Below are 19,620 nucleotides of genomic sequence, written 5' to 3'. Positions count from 1 at the left end.
TTTTGTGCAAAAAGGATTAACAGATGACTGAGAGCAATAAACGATTAAAAACAAAACGAAATATCGAGGAGGCGATGGTTCGACTACTAGAAAAGGAATCATTCGACCAAATCACAACGGTTGAGTTAGCACAAGAATCCGGCATTAGTCGCTCTAGCTTTTATACCCACTATCGAGACAAGTATGATATGATCGAGCGCTACCAACAAGCACTCTTTCACAAGCTTGAATATATCTTTGATAAACACCAAGATGACAAGCGCCAAGCGATTACAGAAGTGTTCGAATTTCTAACCAAGGAGCCACTCTTTGCGGTTCTTCTGACAGAGAATGGAACCAAAGAGATCCAAACCTTCTTACGACATAAATTACAGATTCTTCTGGTTGATAGTTTGCAAGAGCGCTATAGTCATAAATCATTAACAGATATTGAAAGAGTCTACAGTTCTGTCTATCTGACCAATGCCTTCTTCGGAGTCTGTCAGATGTGGGTTTCGCGCGGAAAAAAAGAAAGCCCTCAACAAATGGCTGAATTTTTAATGAAAATGTTACGGTAACAGTCTCTCCTGATCGATCTAGATCAGGAGTTTTTTTATTATCAGGTTTAGGTTTTAAGAAAACAAAAAGGAGAGCAAACCCAGAAATCAACCCTTTAAGACAAAACAAAAAGCCCACTGTAGTAGGCTTTCTGCAAAGTATATCTTAAAATTAAAGCATTTTGTTGTAGAATTCAACGACAAGTGCTTCGTTGATTTCTGGGTTGATTTCATCGCGTTCTGGAAGGCGAGTCAATGAACCTTCAAGTTTGTCAGCATCGAATGATACGAATGCTGGACGTCCAACTGTAGCTTCAACAGCTTCAAGGATAGCTGGAACTTTAGCTGATTTTTCGCGAACTGAGATCACTTGACCTGGAGTTACGCGGTATGAAGGGATATCAACGCGTTTTCCGTCAACAAGGATGTGACCGTGGTTAACGAATTGACGAGCTTGACGACGAGTAGTCGCAAGTCCAAGACGGTAAACAACGTTATCCAAACGACGTTCCAAAAGAAGCATGAAGTTGAAACCGACAGTTCCTTCTTTAACTTTAGTAGCTTGTACGAACAAGTTACGGAATTGTTTTTCACCAAGTCCGTAAGAGAAACGAAGTTTTTGCTTTTCAGCTAATTGCAAACCGTATTCTGATAATTTTGAACGGTTGTTTGGTCCGTGTTGACCTGGTACGTAGTTACGACGTGCCAATTCTTTACCTGTACCTGTAAGTGACAAGCCAAGACGGCGAGATTGTTTCCAAGATGGTCCTGTATAACGTGACATTTAAAATGTCCTCCTATAAAAATAATTTTTGTAGGAAATAACGTTTTAGACAAACCTGATTCGTTCAGAAAGCCTTCGCCCAAACAGCAAAGGTTACTTTTCTAGCTGACTTCCTGTTGACGAGCTTCATTTTGTCCTGCTGTCATTTCGCACAAATTCTATTCTATCACGGAATAGAAACTTTGTAAAGTCCTTCAAAACAATTTCAATGAAATTCAGACAATAATTCTATGATTCGTTTTTTATATTGCAATTGTTGCCAGTCTCTATCCGTTGCTGGATCCCATTTTAAAGGAAGATCTGCAATAATTTCACCGGGATTATGATTTAAGATATAGATCCGGTCACTCAATGTCAAAGCTTCTTCGATACTATGAGTGATCACTAGAGTGGTGAGACCAAGACGTTCCTTACTGTCTAGATACCAGTGATAAAGATCCTGCCTTGTCAATTCATCTAAGGCACTAAAAGCTTCATCTAATAGGAAGACAGAATGACCCAGAAGATAGGTTCTCAATAGCGCCACCCGTTGCCGCATCCCCCCACTCAGGGCATTGGGATAAAGGTTGGCGATACTTCCCAATTTAAATTCATCTAACAATTTTAGAGCTGTAGATGTCGCCTCTTCCTTAGGAATCTTTTTCAATTGAAGGGGAAGAATAATATTTCCCAATACTGTCTTATGTTCCAACAAAAGATCCTTTTGTAGCATATAGCTGACTTTCCCAAAGGAGATCGGAGCATTATCTACTTCTATGGTACCCTTTTGTAAGGGAAGGATCCCAGCAATTAAATTAAACAAGGTTGATTTCCCTACCCCACTCGGACCTAGAATAGAGACGATTTCTCCTTTTTGCACTTCTAGTGATACATTATTTAAAACTGCTTTATCTCCAAAAGAGAAACTTACATCTTTTACGGTTAAAATATCAGTCACCTACCAATTCGTTTGTGAAACCTTTGTCTTCTAAGTCATTTGAAACCAATCCTTGCTCTTTTGCCCAAGCATAAAAAGCATTCCACCGCTTAGGATCAAACTGCCCCCACTTGTCCTTGTCTGAAGCATATTGATTAGAAAGATATTTTTGGGAAGCGAGTACAAAATCACGCTGGTTAGCTAAGGCAGGGGCCTGTTTGATCAAGATATCCGCAGCTTCTTCTGGATGCTCTATAGCATATTGGTAGCCTTTTTTCACCGCTTGAATGAATTTTTTTGCTTCCTCTTTATGAGACTTCAAATAGTCATTGTTAGCAATAATAACAGGCGAATAGTAGTCAAATGCAGGAACAAAATCTTTCATATAGAAGAAATTGGTCTTCATTCCCTTTTGCTCAGCTAAAATTCCATCCCAACCGTGATAAATCCAAGCAGCATCAAAGACCTTATTTTCAATCGGAGTAATGGAATTTGAATCACTATTTGGAACCAATTTTACTTGATTAAAATCAGCCCCCTCTTTTTTCATCATCGATTTGATCATTTCCAACTCAATCGGATCATTCCAGGTACCATACTTCTTACCAACCAAATCTTTTGGACTTGTGATCGCTGCATCTTTTCTTGAAATAATCCCTGACGTATTGTGTTCGACGATAGCTGCAACAGCGGTAATCCCCGCACCTTTATCCAATTTCTTGGCCATAGAATCTTGGAAATAAATACCAAATGGAGCTTTCCCATTAATAATCAAATCAGAACTACTGTCTTCCGGCGGAAGTTTTATATCTACATCCAGTCCTGCATCTTTAAAATACCCTTTTTCCTTTGCTACATAGAGACCCGTATGATTGGTATTCGGGGTCCAATCTAGAATAAAATCAATCTTTTTCAAACTACTTGACGATTGCTTGACAGAATTTTGACAAGCACTCAAGAAAACAAATCCCAATATTATTGATAAAAATAAACCTATTGACTTTTTCATTAGCTATACCTCTTTTACATTTTTGTCAATTTAATTTTTACACCATTTACAAGTTTGTCAATCCTTTTTCCATTTCAGAATGGTTCGTTCTAATTGGTCAACGAGAAACATACCGAGTAAACTAATAGCAGAAATCAATACAATGATCGCAAACATCGTATCATACTGAAATAACTTCTTCGACTGGATCATATAGACCCCCAATCCATCAAAACCTCCTAACCATTCTGAAACTACCGTACTGATAAAAGCATAGGAAACGCTCACACGTAAACCTGCAAAAAAATAAGGAAGCGCTGCAGGAATTTTATAATGGACTAAAGTCTGAAAGCGATTGGCTTGCATAATCTGAAACAATCTCAGAATATCTTGATCGCAATGCCGAAAACCATCTAACAGACTGACTACGATGGGAAATACCACCGTAATAATGATCAAAACCAGTTTTGGAAGCATACCATAACCAAACCAAAGAACCAGGATAGGGGCCAAGGCAATCGTCGGAATGGTTTGAATAACAACCATAAAAGGATATACCAGATCATTCACCCATTGAAAACTATCCATGAGAATCGCAAAGCCAGCAGCAAGAAGAACCCCTATAACAAGTCCAATCAAGGCCACTTGAAGGGTAGACAAACTGTGATGAATCAGGAGAACTCGATCTCGTACAAAGGCATTCCCAATTTCAAGTGGCGTTGGTAATACAAATTTGGGGAGGATATTTAAAAATCCTGCTAACTGCCATAAGACAAGAAGACTGCTAAAACCTGCAAATCCTATCAATTGTTTTGAATATCTTTTTACAAGAGACATCGTAACCTCCTTTCTCACAAATAAAAAACGCCTCCAAAATAGGAGACGGATTGCACAAGGTCACTCATAACGAAAAATACATTTCATTTGTTTCCTACGCTGGCATTACCCAGATCAGGTGCGGTCGAAGCTTACACTTCCTCTCAGACTGTACACAGACTCCCATATGTATTTATTATAATAACTGATTTAGACGATAAAAGCAAGGAATTAATCCAAATAACGAATTAAATTCTTCTCTGTCAAAATATCTGAATAGGTGTAAGACTCCACGTAGGTATTAGCTGGTTCACCTGGTAAACTATTGTCGTTCGTATACTCGATAATAAATAAAGAAGGATAGACCTCAATCAAGCGTCCAAATTTATTTTTTTGACGTTTCCGTCCATTTTCAAGTGTCATTTCAACCACTTGTCCTTCATGAGCCTTGATCTCTTCCTTAATTTTTTTCATTTTTGCAACATCTGTAAATGCATCACTCATCTTATTGATCCTCTCTCTTTGAAATACTTGAGAATTTATTGTATTCCTTTTGGAATATTAATTCGACTGTCCCACGCGCACCTGAACGGTTTTTCTCAATAATCACTTCAACCGTATTATTGGGCATTACATCTTCTTCCTCTTCACCAGCTCGATCATAATAATCATCACGGTACAAGAAAGCAACAATATCCGCATCCTGCTCAATCGATCCAGATTCACGAATATCAGAAAGAACAGGACGTTTGTCTTGGCGCTGTTCCACACCACGTGATAGCTGACTCAAAGCAATAACGGGAACTTTTAGTTCCTTCGCCAAAATCTTTAACTGACGAGAAATTTCTGAAACTTCCTGTTGACGGTTTTCTCTTCCAGTTCCTGTAATCAGCTGCAGGTAGTCAATCAGAATAAGACCGAGATTGCCTGTTTCCTGCGCTAATTTTCTTGCTCTCGAACGAATCTCAGTGATCCGAATTCCTGGGGTATCATCGATGTAAATACTCGCATTGGCCAAATTTCCTTGAGCAATGGCATATTTCCGCCACTCTTCATCCGTCAATTGACCTGTACGAATCGAATGGGATTCAATCAAGCCTTCAGCTGCTAACATCCGGTCAACCAAACTTTCAGCACCCATTTCTAATGAGAAAATAGCCACTGTCTTATCCAACTTTGTCCCGATATTTTGAGCAATATTTAGAGCAAAGGCTGTTTTCCCTACTGCAGGACGAGCCGCTAAAATAATCAATTCTTCCTCATGTAGCCCTGTCGTCATATGGTCCAAATCGCGATAGCCTGTCGCAATACCCGTAACATCAGAGGTTTGAAGCGAGCGGGCTTCCAAGCTACCAAAATTTATATTCAAGATGTCTCGAATATTTTTAAATCCACTACGATTTGCGTTTTCACTAACATCAATCAGAGCTTTTTCAGCACCCGCAATGATTTCATCTGAAGGACTTGCACCATCATAAGCTTGATTAATACTTTCCGTTAATCGAGAGATCAATCGACGTAAAACAGCTTTTTCGGCAACAATTTTCGCGTAATACTCTGCGTTAGCTGAAGTTGGTACCGAATTAATGACTTCTACCAAATAGGAGAGACCGCCAATATTTTGGAGATCCCCCTGACTATCTAAAATATTTCGAACAGTCGTCGCATCAATCGCATCCCCGCGGTCAGCTAGATCGATCATGGCTTTAAAAATCAAACGGTGCGAGTACTTAAAGAAATCGCCAGGCTCGATATATTCACGAACAAAGACCAATTTCCCCTCATCAATAAAAATGGCTCCCAACACTGATTGTTCAGCTTGGATATCTTGAGGTTGTGTTCGTAATTCCTCTATCTCAGCCATAAAAAAACCTTTCTATCGATCGTGTTTACCCTTCGTTTACACGAATATTAATCACACCTGTAACATCTTGATAAATTTTTACAGGGACGTCAATCAAACCTGTTGAACGAATTGGAGTGGAAACTTGGATATGACGTTTATCAATCTTAATGCCAAATTGTTTCTCAAGTTCTTCTGCAATCTTTTTATTGGTAATAGAGCCGAAAGTACGGCCATCTGGCCCAATTTTTTCAGTGAATTGAACAACAGTTGCTTCTTCTTCTAATTTTGCTTTAATCTTTTGCGCTTCCGCTAACAATTCAGCATGCGCTTTTTCTTCTGACTTTTGCTTTCCACGAAGTTCACCGATTGCTTGGGCATTGGCTTCTTTCGCAAGATTTTTCTTGATCAAAAAGTTTTGTGCATAACCAGTAGGTACTTCTTTAATTTCGCCTTTTTTACCTTTACCTTTTACATCCGCTAAGAAAATAACTTTCATTCTACATTCTCCTTTTCAATAGTTACTTCGTTTTCAATAGTCTCAATCAGTTGTTGACGAATACTCATCAAATCTTGACCCTCAATTTGAGAGGCTGCCGAGTTGAAATGACCTCCTCCGCCAAGCTGTTCCATGATACGCTGTACATTGACTTTGCTTCGACTTCGTGCAGAAATCGAGACAGTCCCACTTTGATTACAAGCAATGACAAAGGTTGCTTCCACCTCAGACATGGCTAGCATACTATCAGCTGCTTTACTAATAGTTACTGAATCATAGGCTTTAGTCGTATTGGCACAAGCTACGATGATATGTGGCAAAATCTTTTCACCAGTCAAGATCAGTTCGTTCACTTCGCGGTACTCATCAAACTGAATCGCAGAGATCTCCTGGATGGTTACACTATCACTACCTCTTGAACGAAGGTAACTCGCCACATCAAAGGTCCGACTCGTAACACGTGCGGAGAAGTTCTTAGTATCCAGCATAATCCCAGCCATCAAGACACTAGCTTGAATCTTCGTTAACCGATTTTTCTTCGACTTCTGGAACTGAATCAGTTCACTAACCAATTCGCTCGCACTACTTGCTCCACTTTCAATATAGGTGATCAGAACATTTTCAGGGAAATCATCATCCCGACGGTGATGGTCAATGACAATAATCTGTTTAAATTCCTGATAAAACTCTTTTGAAAGAGTCAAGGCTGTCTTAGAATGGTCCACCATAATTAACAAAGAGCGATCCGTCACCATTTGCATGGCTTCCTCTAGGGGAAGGATTTTCGTCACCTGCTCTTCTTCTAGTTTCGCAATTGCTCTTGAAATATCACTAGCCATTGCATGCGGGTCATAGACCACATAAGAGGAAGCCAAAATATTGCTAGAGAAAAACTGCATCCCCACAGACGCTCCTAAAGCGTCCATATCCAAGTTTCTATGCCCAACAATGAAAACTTGATCAACAGATTTAATCTTATCCGAAATAGCTGTCATCATAGCGCGTGTGCGAGTCCGAGTCCGCTTCACAGCCGAAGCTGTTCCACCACCAAAGAAAATAGGGTTTTTCTGTTCATCATTTTCTTTGACTACTGCTTGATCCCCACCACGAACTTCCGCAAGGTTTAGGTTCAAGAGAGCCACTTTACCAATCTCATCATGCTCCCCGTCACCATACGAGAATCCCATACTTAAGGTAATAGGTAGCTCACGATTTTTAGCTTCTTCACGGAATTGATCGATGACAGAAAATTTTGATTCCATCAACTGTTCTAAGACCGTGTAGTCTGTAAACAAATAGAAACGATCCATCCCCACACGTCTGTAAAACATATGGTAATGAGCTGTAAACTCTTCTACAAAGTTGGCAATAAAACTATTGATATTGCTAATATCAGAGTCTGAAATGACATCTTCTAGATCATCATAGTTATCAACAGAAATAATACCGATAACGGGACGAGTTGTCACCAATCCCACAGTTGCTTCATACTCACTTGAAACATCAAAAAAGTAAACAACACTAGACGTCTGATCAAAGTAAACAGAATATTTCTTATCGGCTACCGTGACATAATGACCTTTATCCTCAAACAAAGTATTGAGTAACTTTTTCAAGGATTCAACATCAAAGTCCCCATCATCTGTTGAAAAAATCAATTCAGCATAAGGGTTGAACCACTCTACTTCATTTGTCTCTTCATTAATTTTGATAACTCCAACAGGCATTTTATCAAGGAGAGATGCTAATCCGCTTTCTGCCTGATGGTTAACATATTGTATTTGTTCTAATTCATCTAACTCTGAAATTTGTAACTGGTATTCAAATAAAGCAATCAATCCAGCTAAGACTAAAAAAATTGCAATGAGAGTTACATAGCCTTTGCCAAAGATTCTTAAAAAAATTGCTAAAATTGCAAATGAAATAAAACCAATTAACACATAATGGATGAACGATAAACGAAATTTTTTCATCATAAACCTCTTCTCGGAATTATACCATAAATAGAGGTAAAAAGCGAGGTTTCTCTCTATATTACAGAGAAGAAAGACCCGTAAAAAGCTCTTCCTCCGCTTCACTACTTTGTAAACAAGGGTTTACAACTGTGTAAACAGCAACAACAGATTTCAATCCATAAAATTGAGGCTGAAACATCATCTCAGCCCCATTTGATTAGTGGTTTGCTTTGTTTTTGGAGATACTACGAGATTTACCTTCCAAGTAAACCATTAAAATAGAGATATCCGCTGGATTGACACCTGAGATACGACTTGCTTGACCAATCGTTTCTGGATTAATTAATTTAAATTTTTGACGCGCTTCGGTTGCAATAGAGTCAATATCATCCCAGTCAATATTCGCAGGAATTCGTTTTTCTTCCATACGCTTCATTTTTTCGACTTGGTCCATTGCTTTTGAGATATAGCCTTCGTATTTAATTTCAGTTTCAATCAATTCAATGATTTTATCATCCAGTTCTTCAGCTGCAGGACCGATAAATTCTACCACATCTTGGTAAGAGACTTCTGGTCGTCGCAAGAATTCTTTAGCAGTGACAGCATCTGTCAATGGTTTAAAGCCCATTGCAGCAACCTTTTCATTGGTTTCCTTTACAGGCTTTAACTTAATGCTATCCAAACGCTTCATCTCGTTTTCAAACTGATACTTCTTGGTTTCGAAACGTTGCCAACGTTCATCATCTACCAATCCAATTGCTCGTCCCATTTCTGTCAAGCGCATATCGGCATTATCATGACGCAAAATCAGACGGTATTCTGCACGGCTTGTTAACAAACGATACGGTTCGATCGTTCCCTTTGTTACCAAGTCATCGATCATGACCCCAATATAACCATCACTGCGTTTCAAAATGAGTTCTGGTTTTCCTTGGATTTTTAGCGCCGCATTGATCCCTGCAATAATTCCTTGACCAGCGGCCTCCTCATAGCCAGACGTTCCATTGGTTTGCCCAGCTGTAAAGAGACCTGAAATTTTCTTGGTTTCCAAAGTTGCGCGCAATTGATGAGGCAAAACCATATCATACTCAATCGCATAACCCGTTCGCATCATTTCTGCCTTCTCAAGTCCCTTAATAGAATGGACGAGATCCCGCTGAACATCCTCTGGTAAACTCGTTGACAGTCCTTGAACATAGACTTCTTCTGTATTTCGTCCCTCAGGTTCTAAAAATAGTTGATGACGCTCTTTGTCAGCAAAACGGACAATTTTATCCTCAATGGACGGACAATAGCGAGGACCCACTCCCTTTACAACCCCTGTAAACATAGGGGCCCGGTGTAAATTATTCTGGATAATTTCATGGCTATGCCCATTCGTATAAGTCAACCAACAAGGGACTTGATCCTTTACATAATCTTCATCACGCGATGTATAAGAAAAATGATTTGGAGCTTCATCTCCAGGTTGAATTTCCGTTTCGTCATAGTTAATTGACGATGCCTTTACACGAGGTGGCGTCCCTGTTTTGAAACGTCCAATTTCTAATCCTAGCTGTTTGAGATTATCGGCCAAATTGATAGAAGCTAGACTATGATTAGGCCCTGACGAATACTTGAGATCTCCAATGATAATTTCTCCGCGTAAAGCTGTCCCAGTAGTGACAATAACAGCCTTTGCTCCATACTCTTGTTGAGTCGCAGTCCTTACACCAACAACCTTACCATTCTCCACCAAAATCTCATCAATCATAGTTTGGCGAAGAGTTAAATTTTCTTGGTTTTCAACTGTTTTCCGCATTTCTTTTGAGTAAAGTTCTTTGTCTGCTTGAGCCCGAAGTGCACGAACCGCAGGACCTTTACCAGTATTGAGCATTTTCATTTGGATGTAGGTCTTGTCGATATTCTTCGCCATTTCTCCACCGAGGGCATCGACTTCACGCACGACAATCCCCTTAGCAGAACCACCAATAGAGGGATTACAAGGCATAAAAGCCAGCATTTCAATGTTAATAGTCGCAAGTAAGACCTTACAACCCATACGGCTAGCAGCTAGGGAGGCTTCTACTCCCGCATGCCCCGCACCGATTACAATGATATCGTATTCTTCAATAAAATTATAAGTCATTTTTTCTCCTATTTCTCAAGATGGATGTGTCGTAATTTTCCGTCCCATTCTGGTAGGGCTGATTTTAAAAAGGCTGGTTTCAGGTCAACAGTGTGTAAATCATCTAAAGCAATCCAACGGCAAGGTAATCGCTTTGTATCTTCCTGCATGACCAAAGGTGCATCTTCTAGCAAGTCCACCAAATAATGAAATTCAATGTTATGATAGTGGATTCCAGCTTGTTCAAAGTGATTTTCAACCACGAAAGCTAACGGACCTACTGTAGATGTAACACCAAGTTCCTCTTTGACTTCACGAACTACCGCATCCTCTGTAGTTTCATTGACTTGAATAGCACCTCCGATTGTATAACAGCCGTCCTCATCTTCTATGACGAACAAGCGATTATCTTTTACAATCAAAGCAGTCGCTCTCACGCCAAAAACAGTAGAACCTATTTTCGTCCGAAAATCCTGTTGCCTCATTTTACTTCCTTTCGAAATCACACAAAAATAGTCAAAACTCTGAGAAGTGCAGGACAAAAAAGCCTGCAACATCCATGAGCTTTGACCATCATTTCTATTGCTTTTATTATTGTAGCAAATTGAGAAAATTTGTCAATTTAAATATACTAAGATTGACGGATTGCTTCAAAAACTCCTTTGTCAATCTCAACTGGATCAGAGAATGCATCTAGAACAATCCCTCTCACTGGAAACTTTCCTATCCTTTCTGCAGTAAATAAACAGTCCGTAAAAGGTATTTGCAGCCAAGAAAAACGATCGTAATAATCTTTAGGAATATCCTGTTCCGTCAAGAAACAAGGATAAAAGTAGTCGTCTCCCTTTCGTAGAATATCCGGTTTTAGACGAACACCTTCTTGTTCGTCACTCCCATCCATTAAAGAGGCATTAAAGGGAACCCAAACTTTAGATTGCTTCAATTCCTTGAACAAAGCTTCAATTGACTCCGTCGTTTTCTCCCTCAAATACTGTTTCTTATAGTCAGAGATAGTCTTTGTGTTCTCTATTTTTTTCTTAAAGAACTGAAACACTTTCGTTCCTCCTAGAAAATCTAAATATACTGACAAACTTTTCCATCCCGATAAGCATTGTCAATCAAGCCACCGCCTAGACACTCTTCACCGTCGTAAAAGACAACAGCTTGTCCTGGTGTAATAGCTCGTTGAGGTTCTGCAAAAATCACTTCTGCCTTATCACCTTTAACGTGTACAGTTACCTTAGAATCTGGTTGACGATAGCGGAACTTAGCTGTACACTCTAATGTAAACTCTTCTGGCATATCTCGTGTAAAGTGAACTTGACTAGCCTGTAAACTTGTTGACATCAATGCTTCATGATAGAAGCCTTGACCTACATAAAGAATATTTTGACTAAGGTCTTTACCAACTACAAACCATGGCGCATTGTCTCCACCTTGTTGGCCTCCAATTCCAAGCCCACCCCGTTGACCGATTGTGTAATACATCAAACCTGCATGTTCACCCATATCTCGTCCATCAATGGTCATCATTCGACCTGGTTGGGCAGGAAGGTAATTCCCTAGAAACTCTTTGAAATTTTTTTCTCCAATAAAGCAAATTCCAGTTGAGTCTTTCTTTTTAGCTGTTGCTAATCCAGCTTCTTCAGCTAGACGGCGAACTTCAGGCTTTTCCAAATGTCCCAATGGGAACATGGTTTTTTGAAGTTGTTCTTGTGACAGCTGGCTTAAGAAATAAGTTTGGTCCTTCCCGTTGTCAACACCACGTAACATATGAACAATGCCATCCTCATCACGCGCCACGCGCGCATAGTGCCCTGTCGCTACATAATCTGCACCGAGTGTCATAGCATAATCTAAAAAGGCCTTAAATTTGATTTCCTTATTACACATGACATCCGGATTTGGTGTTCGACCAGCTCGGTATTCAGCAAGGAAATATTCAAAGACACGATCCCAGTATTCTTTCTCAAAGTTGACAGAATAGTAAGGAATGCCAATTTGGTCTGCAACCGCTGCTACATCTTTGTAATCTTCTGTAGCTGTACAGACGCCATTTTCGTCTGTGTCGTCCCAGTTTTTCATGAAGATGCCGATGACATCGTAACCCTGTTGCTTTAATAATAAAGCTGTTACAGATGAATCCACACCACCACTCATACCAACAACAACACGTGTTTTCGAGTTATCACTCATAGATTTCTCCCATCTTTTCGTTTCTCACGATTGAAGGTCGTGGTTTGCTTCAACGATTGAAGGTCGTTTTGAGCAGTTACCATTTTAACACGCTTTATATTAGAAAACAAGCATCTTACTATTCTTTTTGTTGATCAGGATCGATGGGTTTACAAGTCTGTAAATTTAAAAAGAGTCCTATTCAAGAACTCTTTTTAAACGAATTTAATACCAGCCATTTGCCAACCAGAAATTTTTAGCTGCTGACCATGATCCATAACGGTTGACAACATATTGATTGGCTACTTTTTCTTGGTTTGCAGGTGATAAATCACCATTCAAATAAGTGATAGTTAATTGGTAACGGCCATAATATTGGCCATTTTGTGCTGTATAGCTACCACTTGACTCTTTCTGAGCAATCCATTCCTTAGCAGCCGCGTCTTCCGCACTCAAGCCATCTGAAGCAGAGACAGTAGTTGTTGCTTGTGTAGTATCAGTTTTACTAGCAGGAGCTTGCTCCGTAGTTTTCTGCGTTGTATTTGCATCTTCAATCTCAAGAACTTGACCAACTGAGATGAGATTCACGTTACTAATCTTATTTTTCTTAGCAATCGCATCAACCGTTGTGTTCCTCTCTTTAGCAACAGCAGATAAAGTATCACCTGATTTTACAGTATAAGAATCTGCATTCGCTACAATTGGAAGGAAAAGTCCTGCAAGTAAACTAAGTCCAATAATTCGTTTCATCATTTGTTTTTTATTCATTATTATATACTCCTTTATTGGTATACCTCTATACTACACAAGAAATATTTCATATTTATTGAAATAATGTGTCAAATATTTCAGTCAGATGTTAGAAATACTAAAAATCCAGGATAATATAAATGCTTTAAGCCCCCTTTAAGATTTCTCAGATATTTCGGGAAAAATAGAAGAAATCATCAGCCATATCTGATATAATGAAGTAAAGTGATCACAAAGGAGCAGAGCATGAACTCTTTAAAATTCCAATCAGTTTTTGATATTATTGGACCTGTAATGATCGGCCCATCCAGTAGTCACACTGCAGGTGCTGTTCGAATTGGTAAAATTGTTTCTTCTATCTTTGGAGAGGAGCCAAAAGAAGTTGAGTTCCAATTATTTAATTCCTTCGCCAAAACCTATCGTGGTCATGGAACAGATTTAGCCTTAGTAGCGGGCATCTTAGGAATGGACACAGATGATCCTAGAATCCCAGATAGTCTAAAAATTGCACATGAACGAGGCATTCGGATTGTTTGGTCTATTCAAAAAGAAAGCAATGCTCCTCACCCAAACACAACGACTATTACTGTTAAAAATGATCATAAAACGATTTCTGTCACCGGAATCTCAATTGGTGGTGGGAACATACAAGTTACTGAGTTAAATGGCTTTGCTATCTCGCTAAATATGAATACTCCAACCATTATCATTGTTCACCAGGACGTCCCTGGAATGATCGCCCATGTGACAGAAGCTCTTTCTCGCTATGATATTAACATTGCACAAATGAATGTGACGCGGGAAAAAGCTGGAGAAAAAGCGATTATGATTATAGAAGTTGACTCAAGGAGTTGTGAAGCAGCTATCGATGATATCCGTAAAATTCCTCATCTTCATAATGTCAACTTTTTCAAATAAGGAGTTCATATGTTTTATTCAATTGTAGACCTCGTAGAACAAGCAAGCACGCAATACGAAGGAAACGTCGCAGAGTTAATGATTGCAACTGAATTTGAACTAACTGGTCGTGAACGAGAAGAAGTCCTACGATTAATGACCCGTAATTTAGAAGTGATGATTGATTCTGTAAAGTTAGGGTTAAATGAAAACCACTCTCGTAGTGGGTTAACCGGTGGGGATGCCGCAAAATTAGATCGCTATATCAAATCAGGAAAAACGTTATCTGACTTGACCGTCCTAACCGCAGCGAAGAATGCTATTGCTGTCAACGAACACAATGCTAAGATGGGACTGGTCTGTGCAACACCCACTGCAGGATCTGCCGGCTGTCTTCCCGCAGTTCTCACTGCAGCTACCCAAAAATTAGGGTTAAACCGTCAGCAACAATTAGATTTTCTACTGACAGCTGGAGCTTTTGGTTTAGTGATCGCAAATAATGCTTCTATTTCAGGTGCAGAAGGTGGTTGTCAAGCAGAAGTTGGTTCTGCTTCAGCTATGAGTGCGGCAGCATTGACACTAGCTGCTGGGGGAACTCCTTATCAAGCGAGTCAGGCAGTCTGTTTTGTCATCAAAAACATGCTTGGTCTCATTTGTGATCCAGTAGCAGGACTCGTGGAAGTTCCATGTGTCAAACGAAACGCAATGGGAGCCAGCTATGCCTTCATTGCTGCTGATATGGCCTTAGCAGGTATTGAATCAAAAATACCTGTTGATGAAGTGATTGACGCCATGTACCAAGTTGGATCTAGTCTTCCGACTGCCTTTAGAGAAACAGCTGAAGGAGGATTGGCAGCAACACCAACCGGACGTAGATTACAAAAAGAGATATTTGGAGAATAGCATGCGAGCCTTATTTTTTGACTTAGACGGAACATTAGTTGACAGTTCCAAGGGAATTACAGAGAGTTTTCAACATACATTCGATACTTTGAAGGTTCCTCAACCCGATCTCAAAACCATCCGTAGTTTTATGGGACCACCTTTGATTTCTAGTTTTGAAGCTACCCTTCCTGAAACTTTGGTAGATCAAGCCGTAACTATCTATCGCCAGTATTATCATGAAAAAGGTCAATACAAATCAACTCTGTTTCCTCAGATAGTAGAAGCTTTGAAAGCATTACATGACGAAAACATTCCTCTTTATGTAACCACTTCAAAACATGAACCAGTTGCTTTACAGATGTGTCAAGATTTAGGTATCGCTAAATACTTTAAAGGAATTTATGGATCAAATTCAGATCGTATCCACAAAGCCGATGTCATTCGATACGCCTTGTCAATCAATGACCTTCCAAAAGAGGAGACAGTGATTATTGGAGACACAAAATTTGACCTCATTGGAGGTCAAGCAGTTGGCATAAAAACCATGGCCGTCACTTGGGGATTTGGAGATCTTGATGAGCTACTTCTTTACTCACCAGATTTTATTTGTCACTCTCCACTTGACATTCTTGAGACATTAAAAAAATAGGTTTACAAATTGTAAACCTATTTTTTTAATAACCCCAAGCTGACAAACCTTGTGAGCTATATGCATTGTATGCGGCCTGGATTTGATCATCAACTGTTGCAGTTGAACCCCAACCTGGCATTGTTTGGAACAAGCCACTGGCACCAGAAGCATTTGCTGCATTTACTTGACCATTTGATTCACGGGCAATAATTGCTTCCCAAGTAGAAGCAGGTACACCAGTCATTTCAGCCATACGAGCAGCTGCATAAGATCCTTGTTCTCCAGCAGTATTCCCATTTGATAGAACAATTCCACCATTTGTTGATTGTGCAGAAGTCACTGCAGCATTTGCTGCATAAGTTGTTTGTTTTTGAGCAGTTTGTGCTGTTGCAGTTGCTGTAGGTGCACTTTCAGCAGGTTTTGCTTGCTCTTGTGGAGCAACTTTATCAATCATAGATTTTGAACGCTCACCTAACTCAATAATTTGTCCTGCATAGATCAAATCTTCATTGGTCAGATTGTTAGATGCAATAATATTTTCTACTGAAGTGTTATTTTCTAGTGCAATTTTTGATAGAGTATCTCCAGACTTCACTTCGTAAGTTTCAGCATTCACTGTAGCAATACCTGAAATGAAAAGTGATGCTGCTGAAAGTAGGGAAGTGACTGTCCATTGGAACTTTTTACTGTTCATGAATTCTATTCTCCTTTCGAACATAATTCTATCATACACACAAAATGTTACAGTTTATTGTAGAATATATTACAAATGTTACAAGAATATGTGAATTTAATGTAAAAAGCGCTTTGTATAGCGCTTTTTCCTTATTTTTGAACCAATACAACTAGCTCTATCCATTTTTTAGATAAAAAACTATCAACATGAGGCACAGAATAACGAGCAATGCCAGGGTATCTTTTACTCCCCACTGCAGAGTCCGATAGCGTGTTCGTCCCTCACCGCCTTTGTACCCTCTCGCTTCCATCGCAATTGCTAATGCATCTGCGCGTTTAAAACTAGAAGCAAATAGAGGAATGAGGATCGGAATAAAGGAACGGATCCTTTTTAATAGATTTCCCTCACCAAAATCAACACCACGTGCCCTTTGCGCATTCATGATTCGATTCGTATCATCTACTAAGGTTGGAACAAAGCGCAAACTCATAGATAGCATTAACCCAATCTCATGAGCCGGAACCTTAATAATTTTTAGTGGGGTAAGGATCTTTTCAACAGCATCTGCTAAACTCAATGGTGTCGTCGTCACGGTTAAAATCGTCGAATAAAAAATGATTAAAATAAATCTACAAAATATGATGGCGGCTTGCATCAATCCTTGGTCGGTTAATTTAAAAAACCACCATTGGTACAAAATAGTTCCTTGAGAGGTCGCAAATAATTGAAAAATGGTTGTAAAAGCAATGATAAAAATCATTGATTTTAAACCTTTAATATAAAAACTAACCGAAATCCTCGTTAGATACATTAAAACAAAAATAAAACCAAAGAGAAGAACATTTGTCTGGATATTATTTGCCCAAAACAGAAGAAATATGAATAAAAACATTGAGAGCAACTTCCCACGAGGATCTAGTTGGTGGATAATGGAGTTTCCAGGAATATACCTTCCTAAAATCATATTATTCATGAAGTAACAGCTCCTTTAGTTCCTCAATTTTGATTGGTAGTCTGTCCAGAGGAAGTCCTCTTCGTTTCAATTGAAGAGCAAAATTCGTAATTTGTGGGACTCCTAATTGAAGTTTTTGTAAATACTCAACCTGTTGAAACACTTCCCCTGGGGATCCGTTTAGGACAAGTTTTCCCGCTTCTAAAGCAAATACGGTATCAGCAAAATTTGCTACATCATCCATCGTATGAGTTACCAGAACTAGAGTCATCCCATTTTTATGTAATGTTTCAAACAGCGCCATCAATTCCTTTCTTCCAGCAGGATCTAGCCCTGCTGTTGGCTCGTCCAATACTAAAATCTCTGGTTCAATAGCTAAAATACCCGCGATCGCAACCCGTCTCATTTGTCCACCAGATAGTTCAAATGGACTTTTATCATAGATAGACTCTTCTAAACCAACGATCGCTAATTTTTCTTTGGCTATTTCCTCCGCTTTGTCCTTAGGTACCCCAAAATTTTGTGGTCCAAAGGCTACATCAGCTAGAACAGTTTCCGCAAATAGCTGACTTTCTGGAAATTGAAAAACCAAACCGACTTTTTTTCTCAGGTACTTCATTTCTTTTGGCTCAGAATGATTATCTAAAACAAAATCTTCAAATTGAATCGTTCCTTTAGTCGGACGCAGTAAACCATTTAGTAATTGCAACAAAGTAGACTTGCCACTACCAGTATGCCCGATGATGGCTGTATAAGATCCATCTTTTATTTCCAAACTAATATCAGAAAGCGCCTGCCCTTCAAAAGGACTTCCCTCTTGATAAGTATAATAGACATTCTTTAAAGAGATTCCCATAGTTGGTCTAATAACTCACTTTCTGTTAGATAATCCTGTTTTAGCGGAAAATGCGAGCTGAGAGATTCTTGAACCTGCTTACTAAAAGGCTTATCTAGTCCAATCTCATTAAGGTCATTTCTTGAAAACAATTCCCGCGGCGTCATAGAAGACTCTAGTTTTCCTTTTTGAAACACCAGTGTTCGATCACTTAAGGCAATTTCGGTTAAATCATGGGTAATGGAGATAATTGTTAATTGAAATTTTTTCTGAAGTTCTCTCATTACCGCCATTAGATCCTCTCTGCCTTCTGGATCTAACATACTAGTTGCTTCATCAAGGATAATAATAGTTGGTCTCAAGGCGATAATACCTGCTATGGCCACCCGTTGCTTTTGACCACCTGACAAACGAGATGGTTCGCGATCTTTAAACTCCAGCATACCAACTTGCTCAATAGCCTTCTCCACTCGTTGAAGCATTTCTTCCCGTGGAATTCCTTGATTTTCTAAACCAAAGGCAACATCATCTTCTACTGTCGCACCAACAAATTGGTTATCAGGATTCTGAAATACAATCCCAATTTTACTACGGATTTCCCATATAGTTTCACGAGTCAGTTTTTTTCCATCAATGTAAATCTCACCAGACTCAGCTTCCAAAAGACCATCAATCAGGCGTACAACTGTAGATTTCCCACTACCATTGTGTCCAACAATCGAAAGCCACTCTCCTTGTTTCACGTGAAACGAAACCGTGTCAATTTGATACTCTTCTACTGTTTTATCGTATCGAAAGGATACATTTTTTAGCTCAATCATCTGTTTCATTTATTTAAATGTGTCTTTAAAGAGATAGCTACTTCCCTTAAAGTAGTCGTAACCAGAATAAATTGTGAAAATCAATGCAATATAAAGCAACACTTGCCCTGGAAGTGTCCAATGGCAAAGCAAAAAGATAATGGCAAACATTTGGCTAAAGGTTTTAATTTTTCCTGGCATGGCTGCAGCAAGAACTGTACCACCTGTCTCAACAAGTAGAAGACGCAAACCAGTAACAGCTAACTCACGACAAATGATAACGGCTGCAATCCAAGCAGGAACCATTTTTAATTCAATCATCATGATAAAGGCTGACATGACCAATAATTTATCTGCCATTGGATCGGCAAATTTACCAAAATTACTCACTACATTCCATTTACGTGCAAGAAAGCCATCTAAATAATCTGTAATACTAGCAATTGCAAAAATAACTGCCGCTACAATATGTCCTAAGTAAGAGTGACTTAAACTTAAAATAGCAATAAAAATAGGAATCATTACAACCCGAATTAATGTCAATGCATTAGGAATATTTTCTTTTTTCATACTTC

The 19,620-nt window shown here is 39.2% G+C and carries 22 protein-coding genes; 4 read left to right on the top strand and 18 right to left on the bottom strand.

Annotation, left to right across the window (positions count from 1 at the left end; all coding sequences use genetic code 11):
* The first annotated feature begins 23 nt into the window (after positions 1–23).
* Complete coding sequence (locus ADG03_RS01995) at positions 24–557, top strand: TetR/AcrR family transcriptional regulator (RefSeq protein WP_003001962.1); 534 nt, start codon at positions 24–26, stop codon at positions 555–557.
* A 151-nt stretch (positions 558–708) separates the two neighbouring features.
* Here the strand turns inward: ADG03_RS01995 and rpsD are convergent, their stop codons facing one another.
* The 13 genes from rpsD to apf form a co-directional block, all read right to left on the bottom strand.
* Positions 709–1,320: a 30S ribosomal protein S4 gene (gene rpsD, locus ADG03_RS01990; protein WP_003002210.1), complete on the bottom strand. Its 612-nt coding sequence runs from the start codon at positions 1,318–1,320 to the stop codon at positions 709–711.
* A gap of 205 nt (positions 1,321–1,525) precedes the next feature.
* A complete protein-coding gene (locus ADG03_RS01985) occupies positions 1,526–2,257 on the bottom strand; it encodes an ABC transporter ATP-binding protein (RefSeq protein WP_049471781.1) in 732 nt (243 codons plus the stop codon).
* A complete protein-coding gene (locus ADG03_RS01980) occupies positions 2,250–3,245 on the bottom strand; it encodes an ABC transporter substrate-binding protein (protein WP_049471780.1) in 996 nt (331 codons plus the stop codon). Before ADG03_RS01980 ends, ADG03_RS01985 begins: the two co-directional genes overlap by 8 nt.
* Positions 3,246–3,302: 57 nt before the next feature.
* Positions 3,303–4,061 carry an ABC transporter permease gene (locus tag ADG03_RS01975; protein ID WP_049471779.1) on the bottom strand — a complete coding sequence of 253 codons (759 nt, stop codon included), beginning with the start codon at positions 4,059–4,061 and terminating at the stop codon, positions 3,303–3,305.
* Positions 4,062–4,271: 210 nt separating this feature from the next.
* Complete coding sequence (locus ADG03_RS01970) at positions 4,272–4,544, bottom strand: Veg family protein (protein WP_003009183.1); 273 nt, start codon at positions 4,542–4,544, stop codon at positions 4,272–4,274.
* A 1-nt stretch (position 4,545) separates the two neighbouring features.
* Positions 4,546–5,904 (bottom strand): replicative DNA helicase, encoded by a 1,359-nt coding sequence (gene dnaB, locus ADG03_RS01965; RefSeq protein ID WP_049471778.1) that lies wholly within the window; start codon positions 5,902–5,904, stop codon positions 4,546–4,548.
* 25 nt (positions 5,905–5,929) lie between these two features.
* On the bottom strand, positions 5,930–6,382 hold the full coding sequence (rplI, locus tag ADG03_RS01960) for a 50S ribosomal protein L9 (RefSeq protein ID WP_023919974.1): 453 nt from the start codon (positions 6,380–6,382) through the stop codon (positions 5,930–5,932).
* A complete protein-coding gene (locus tag ADG03_RS01955; protein ID WP_049471777.1) occupies positions 6,379–8,355 on the bottom strand; it encodes a DHH family phosphoesterase in 1,977 nt (658 codons plus the stop codon). The genes rplI and ADG03_RS01955 overlap by 4 nt, the downstream gene beginning before the upstream one ends.
* Before the next feature lie 199 nt (positions 8,356–8,554).
* Positions 8,555–10,465, bottom strand: a complete 1,911-nt coding sequence (mnmG, locus tag ADG03_RS01950; protein WP_049471776.1) for a tRNA uridine-5-carboxymethylaminomethyl(34) synthesis enzyme MnmG — start codon at positions 10,463–10,465, stop codon at positions 8,555–8,557.
* 8 nt (positions 10,466–10,473) lie between these two features.
* On the bottom strand, positions 10,474–10,929 hold the full coding sequence (locus ADG03_RS01945) for an NUDIX hydrolase (protein WP_049471775.1): 456 nt from the start codon (positions 10,927–10,929) through the stop codon (positions 10,474–10,476).
* Between the two features lie 146 nt (positions 10,930–11,075).
* Positions 11,076–11,498: an SseB family protein gene (locus ADG03_RS01940; protein WP_049471774.1), complete on the bottom strand. Its 423-nt coding sequence runs from the start codon at positions 11,496–11,498 to the stop codon at positions 11,076–11,078.
* A 20-nt stretch (positions 11,499–11,518) separates the two neighbouring features.
* The gene (mnmA, locus tag ADG03_RS01935; protein WP_023919979.1) at positions 11,519–12,640 is read right to left on the bottom strand and encodes a tRNA 2-thiouridine(34) synthase MnmA; all 1,122 of its coding nucleotides are present in this window, start codon (positions 12,638–12,640) and stop codon (positions 11,519–11,521) included.
* A 204-nt stretch (positions 12,641–12,844) separates the two neighbouring features.
* Positions 12,845–13,387 (bottom strand): aggregation-promoting factor, encoded by a 543-nt coding sequence (apf, locus tag ADG03_RS01930; RefSeq protein ID WP_049471773.1) that lies wholly within the window; start codon positions 13,385–13,387, stop codon positions 12,845–12,847.
* Between the two features lie 228 nt (positions 13,388–13,615).
* Here apf and sdaAB point away from each other — a divergent pair, with 228 nt between their 5' ends.
* From sdaAB to ADG03_RS01915, 3 genes are read left to right on the top strand one after another with little or no spacing between them, the layout of a single operon-like run.
* Entirely contained in the window at positions 13,616–14,287 is a 672-nt protein-coding gene (sdaAB, locus tag ADG03_RS01925; RefSeq protein ID WP_023919982.1) for an L-serine ammonia-lyase, iron-sulfur-dependent subunit beta, read from the top strand.
* A gap of 9 nt (positions 14,288–14,296) precedes the next feature.
* The gene (sdaAA, locus tag ADG03_RS01920; protein WP_003002222.1) at positions 14,297–15,169 is read left to right on the top strand and encodes an L-serine ammonia-lyase, iron-sulfur-dependent, subunit alpha; all 873 of its coding nucleotides are present in this window, start codon (positions 14,297–14,299) and stop codon (positions 15,167–15,169) included.
* A gap of 1 nt (position 15,170) precedes the next feature.
* Positions 15,171–15,800 carry an HAD hydrolase-like protein gene (locus tag ADG03_RS01915; protein WP_049471772.1) on the top strand — a complete coding sequence of 210 codons (630 nt, stop codon included), beginning with the start codon at positions 15,171–15,173 and terminating at the stop codon, positions 15,798–15,800.
* A 25-nt stretch (positions 15,801–15,825) separates the two neighbouring features.
* Here the strand turns inward: ADG03_RS01915 and ADG03_RS01910 are convergent, their stop codons facing one another.
* The 5 genes from ADG03_RS01910 to pgsA all read right to left on the bottom strand — a co-directional run bounded on the left by ADG03_RS01910 (position 15,826) and on the right by pgsA (position 19,615).
* Positions 15,826–16,476, bottom strand: coding sequence for a LysM peptidoglycan-binding domain-containing protein (locus tag ADG03_RS01910; RefSeq protein ID WP_003002250.1), 651 nt, complete (start codon positions 16,474–16,476; stop codon positions 15,826–15,828).
* 157 nt (positions 16,477–16,633) lie between these two features.
* Positions 16,634–17,431 carry an energy-coupling factor transporter transmembrane component T family protein gene (locus ADG03_RS01905; RefSeq protein ID WP_024054768.1) on the bottom strand — a complete coding sequence of 266 codons (798 nt, stop codon included), beginning with the start codon at positions 17,429–17,431 and terminating at the stop codon, positions 16,634–16,636.
* The gene (locus tag ADG03_RS01900; RefSeq protein WP_049471771.1) at positions 17,424–18,266 is read right to left on the bottom strand and encodes an energy-coupling factor transporter ATPase; all 843 of its coding nucleotides are present in this window, start codon (positions 18,264–18,266) and stop codon (positions 17,424–17,426) included. Before ADG03_RS01900 ends, ADG03_RS01905 begins: the two co-directional genes overlap by 8 nt.
* The gene (locus tag ADG03_RS01895; protein ID WP_049471770.1) at positions 18,251–19,075 is read right to left on the bottom strand and encodes an energy-coupling factor ABC transporter ATP-binding protein; all 825 of its coding nucleotides are present in this window, start codon (positions 19,073–19,075) and stop codon (positions 18,251–18,253) included. The genes ADG03_RS01900 and ADG03_RS01895 overlap by 16 nt, the downstream gene beginning before the upstream one ends.
* Positions 19,076–19,615: a CDP-diacylglycerol--glycerol-3-phosphate 3-phosphatidyltransferase gene (gene pgsA / locus ADG03_RS01890; protein WP_003009208.1), complete on the bottom strand. Its 540-nt coding sequence runs from the start codon at positions 19,613–19,615 to the stop codon at positions 19,076–19,078.
* Positions 19,616–19,620 lie beyond the last annotated feature (5 nt).

The organism is Streptococcus parasanguinis (assembly GCF_001069785.1).
Classification (GTDB): Bacteria; Bacillota; Bacilli; order Lactobacillales; family Streptococcaceae; genus Streptococcus; species Streptococcus parasanguinis_T.
Note: the sequence above shows the minus strand (reverse complement) of the source record. Positions and strands in the feature narration are given on the sequence as shown.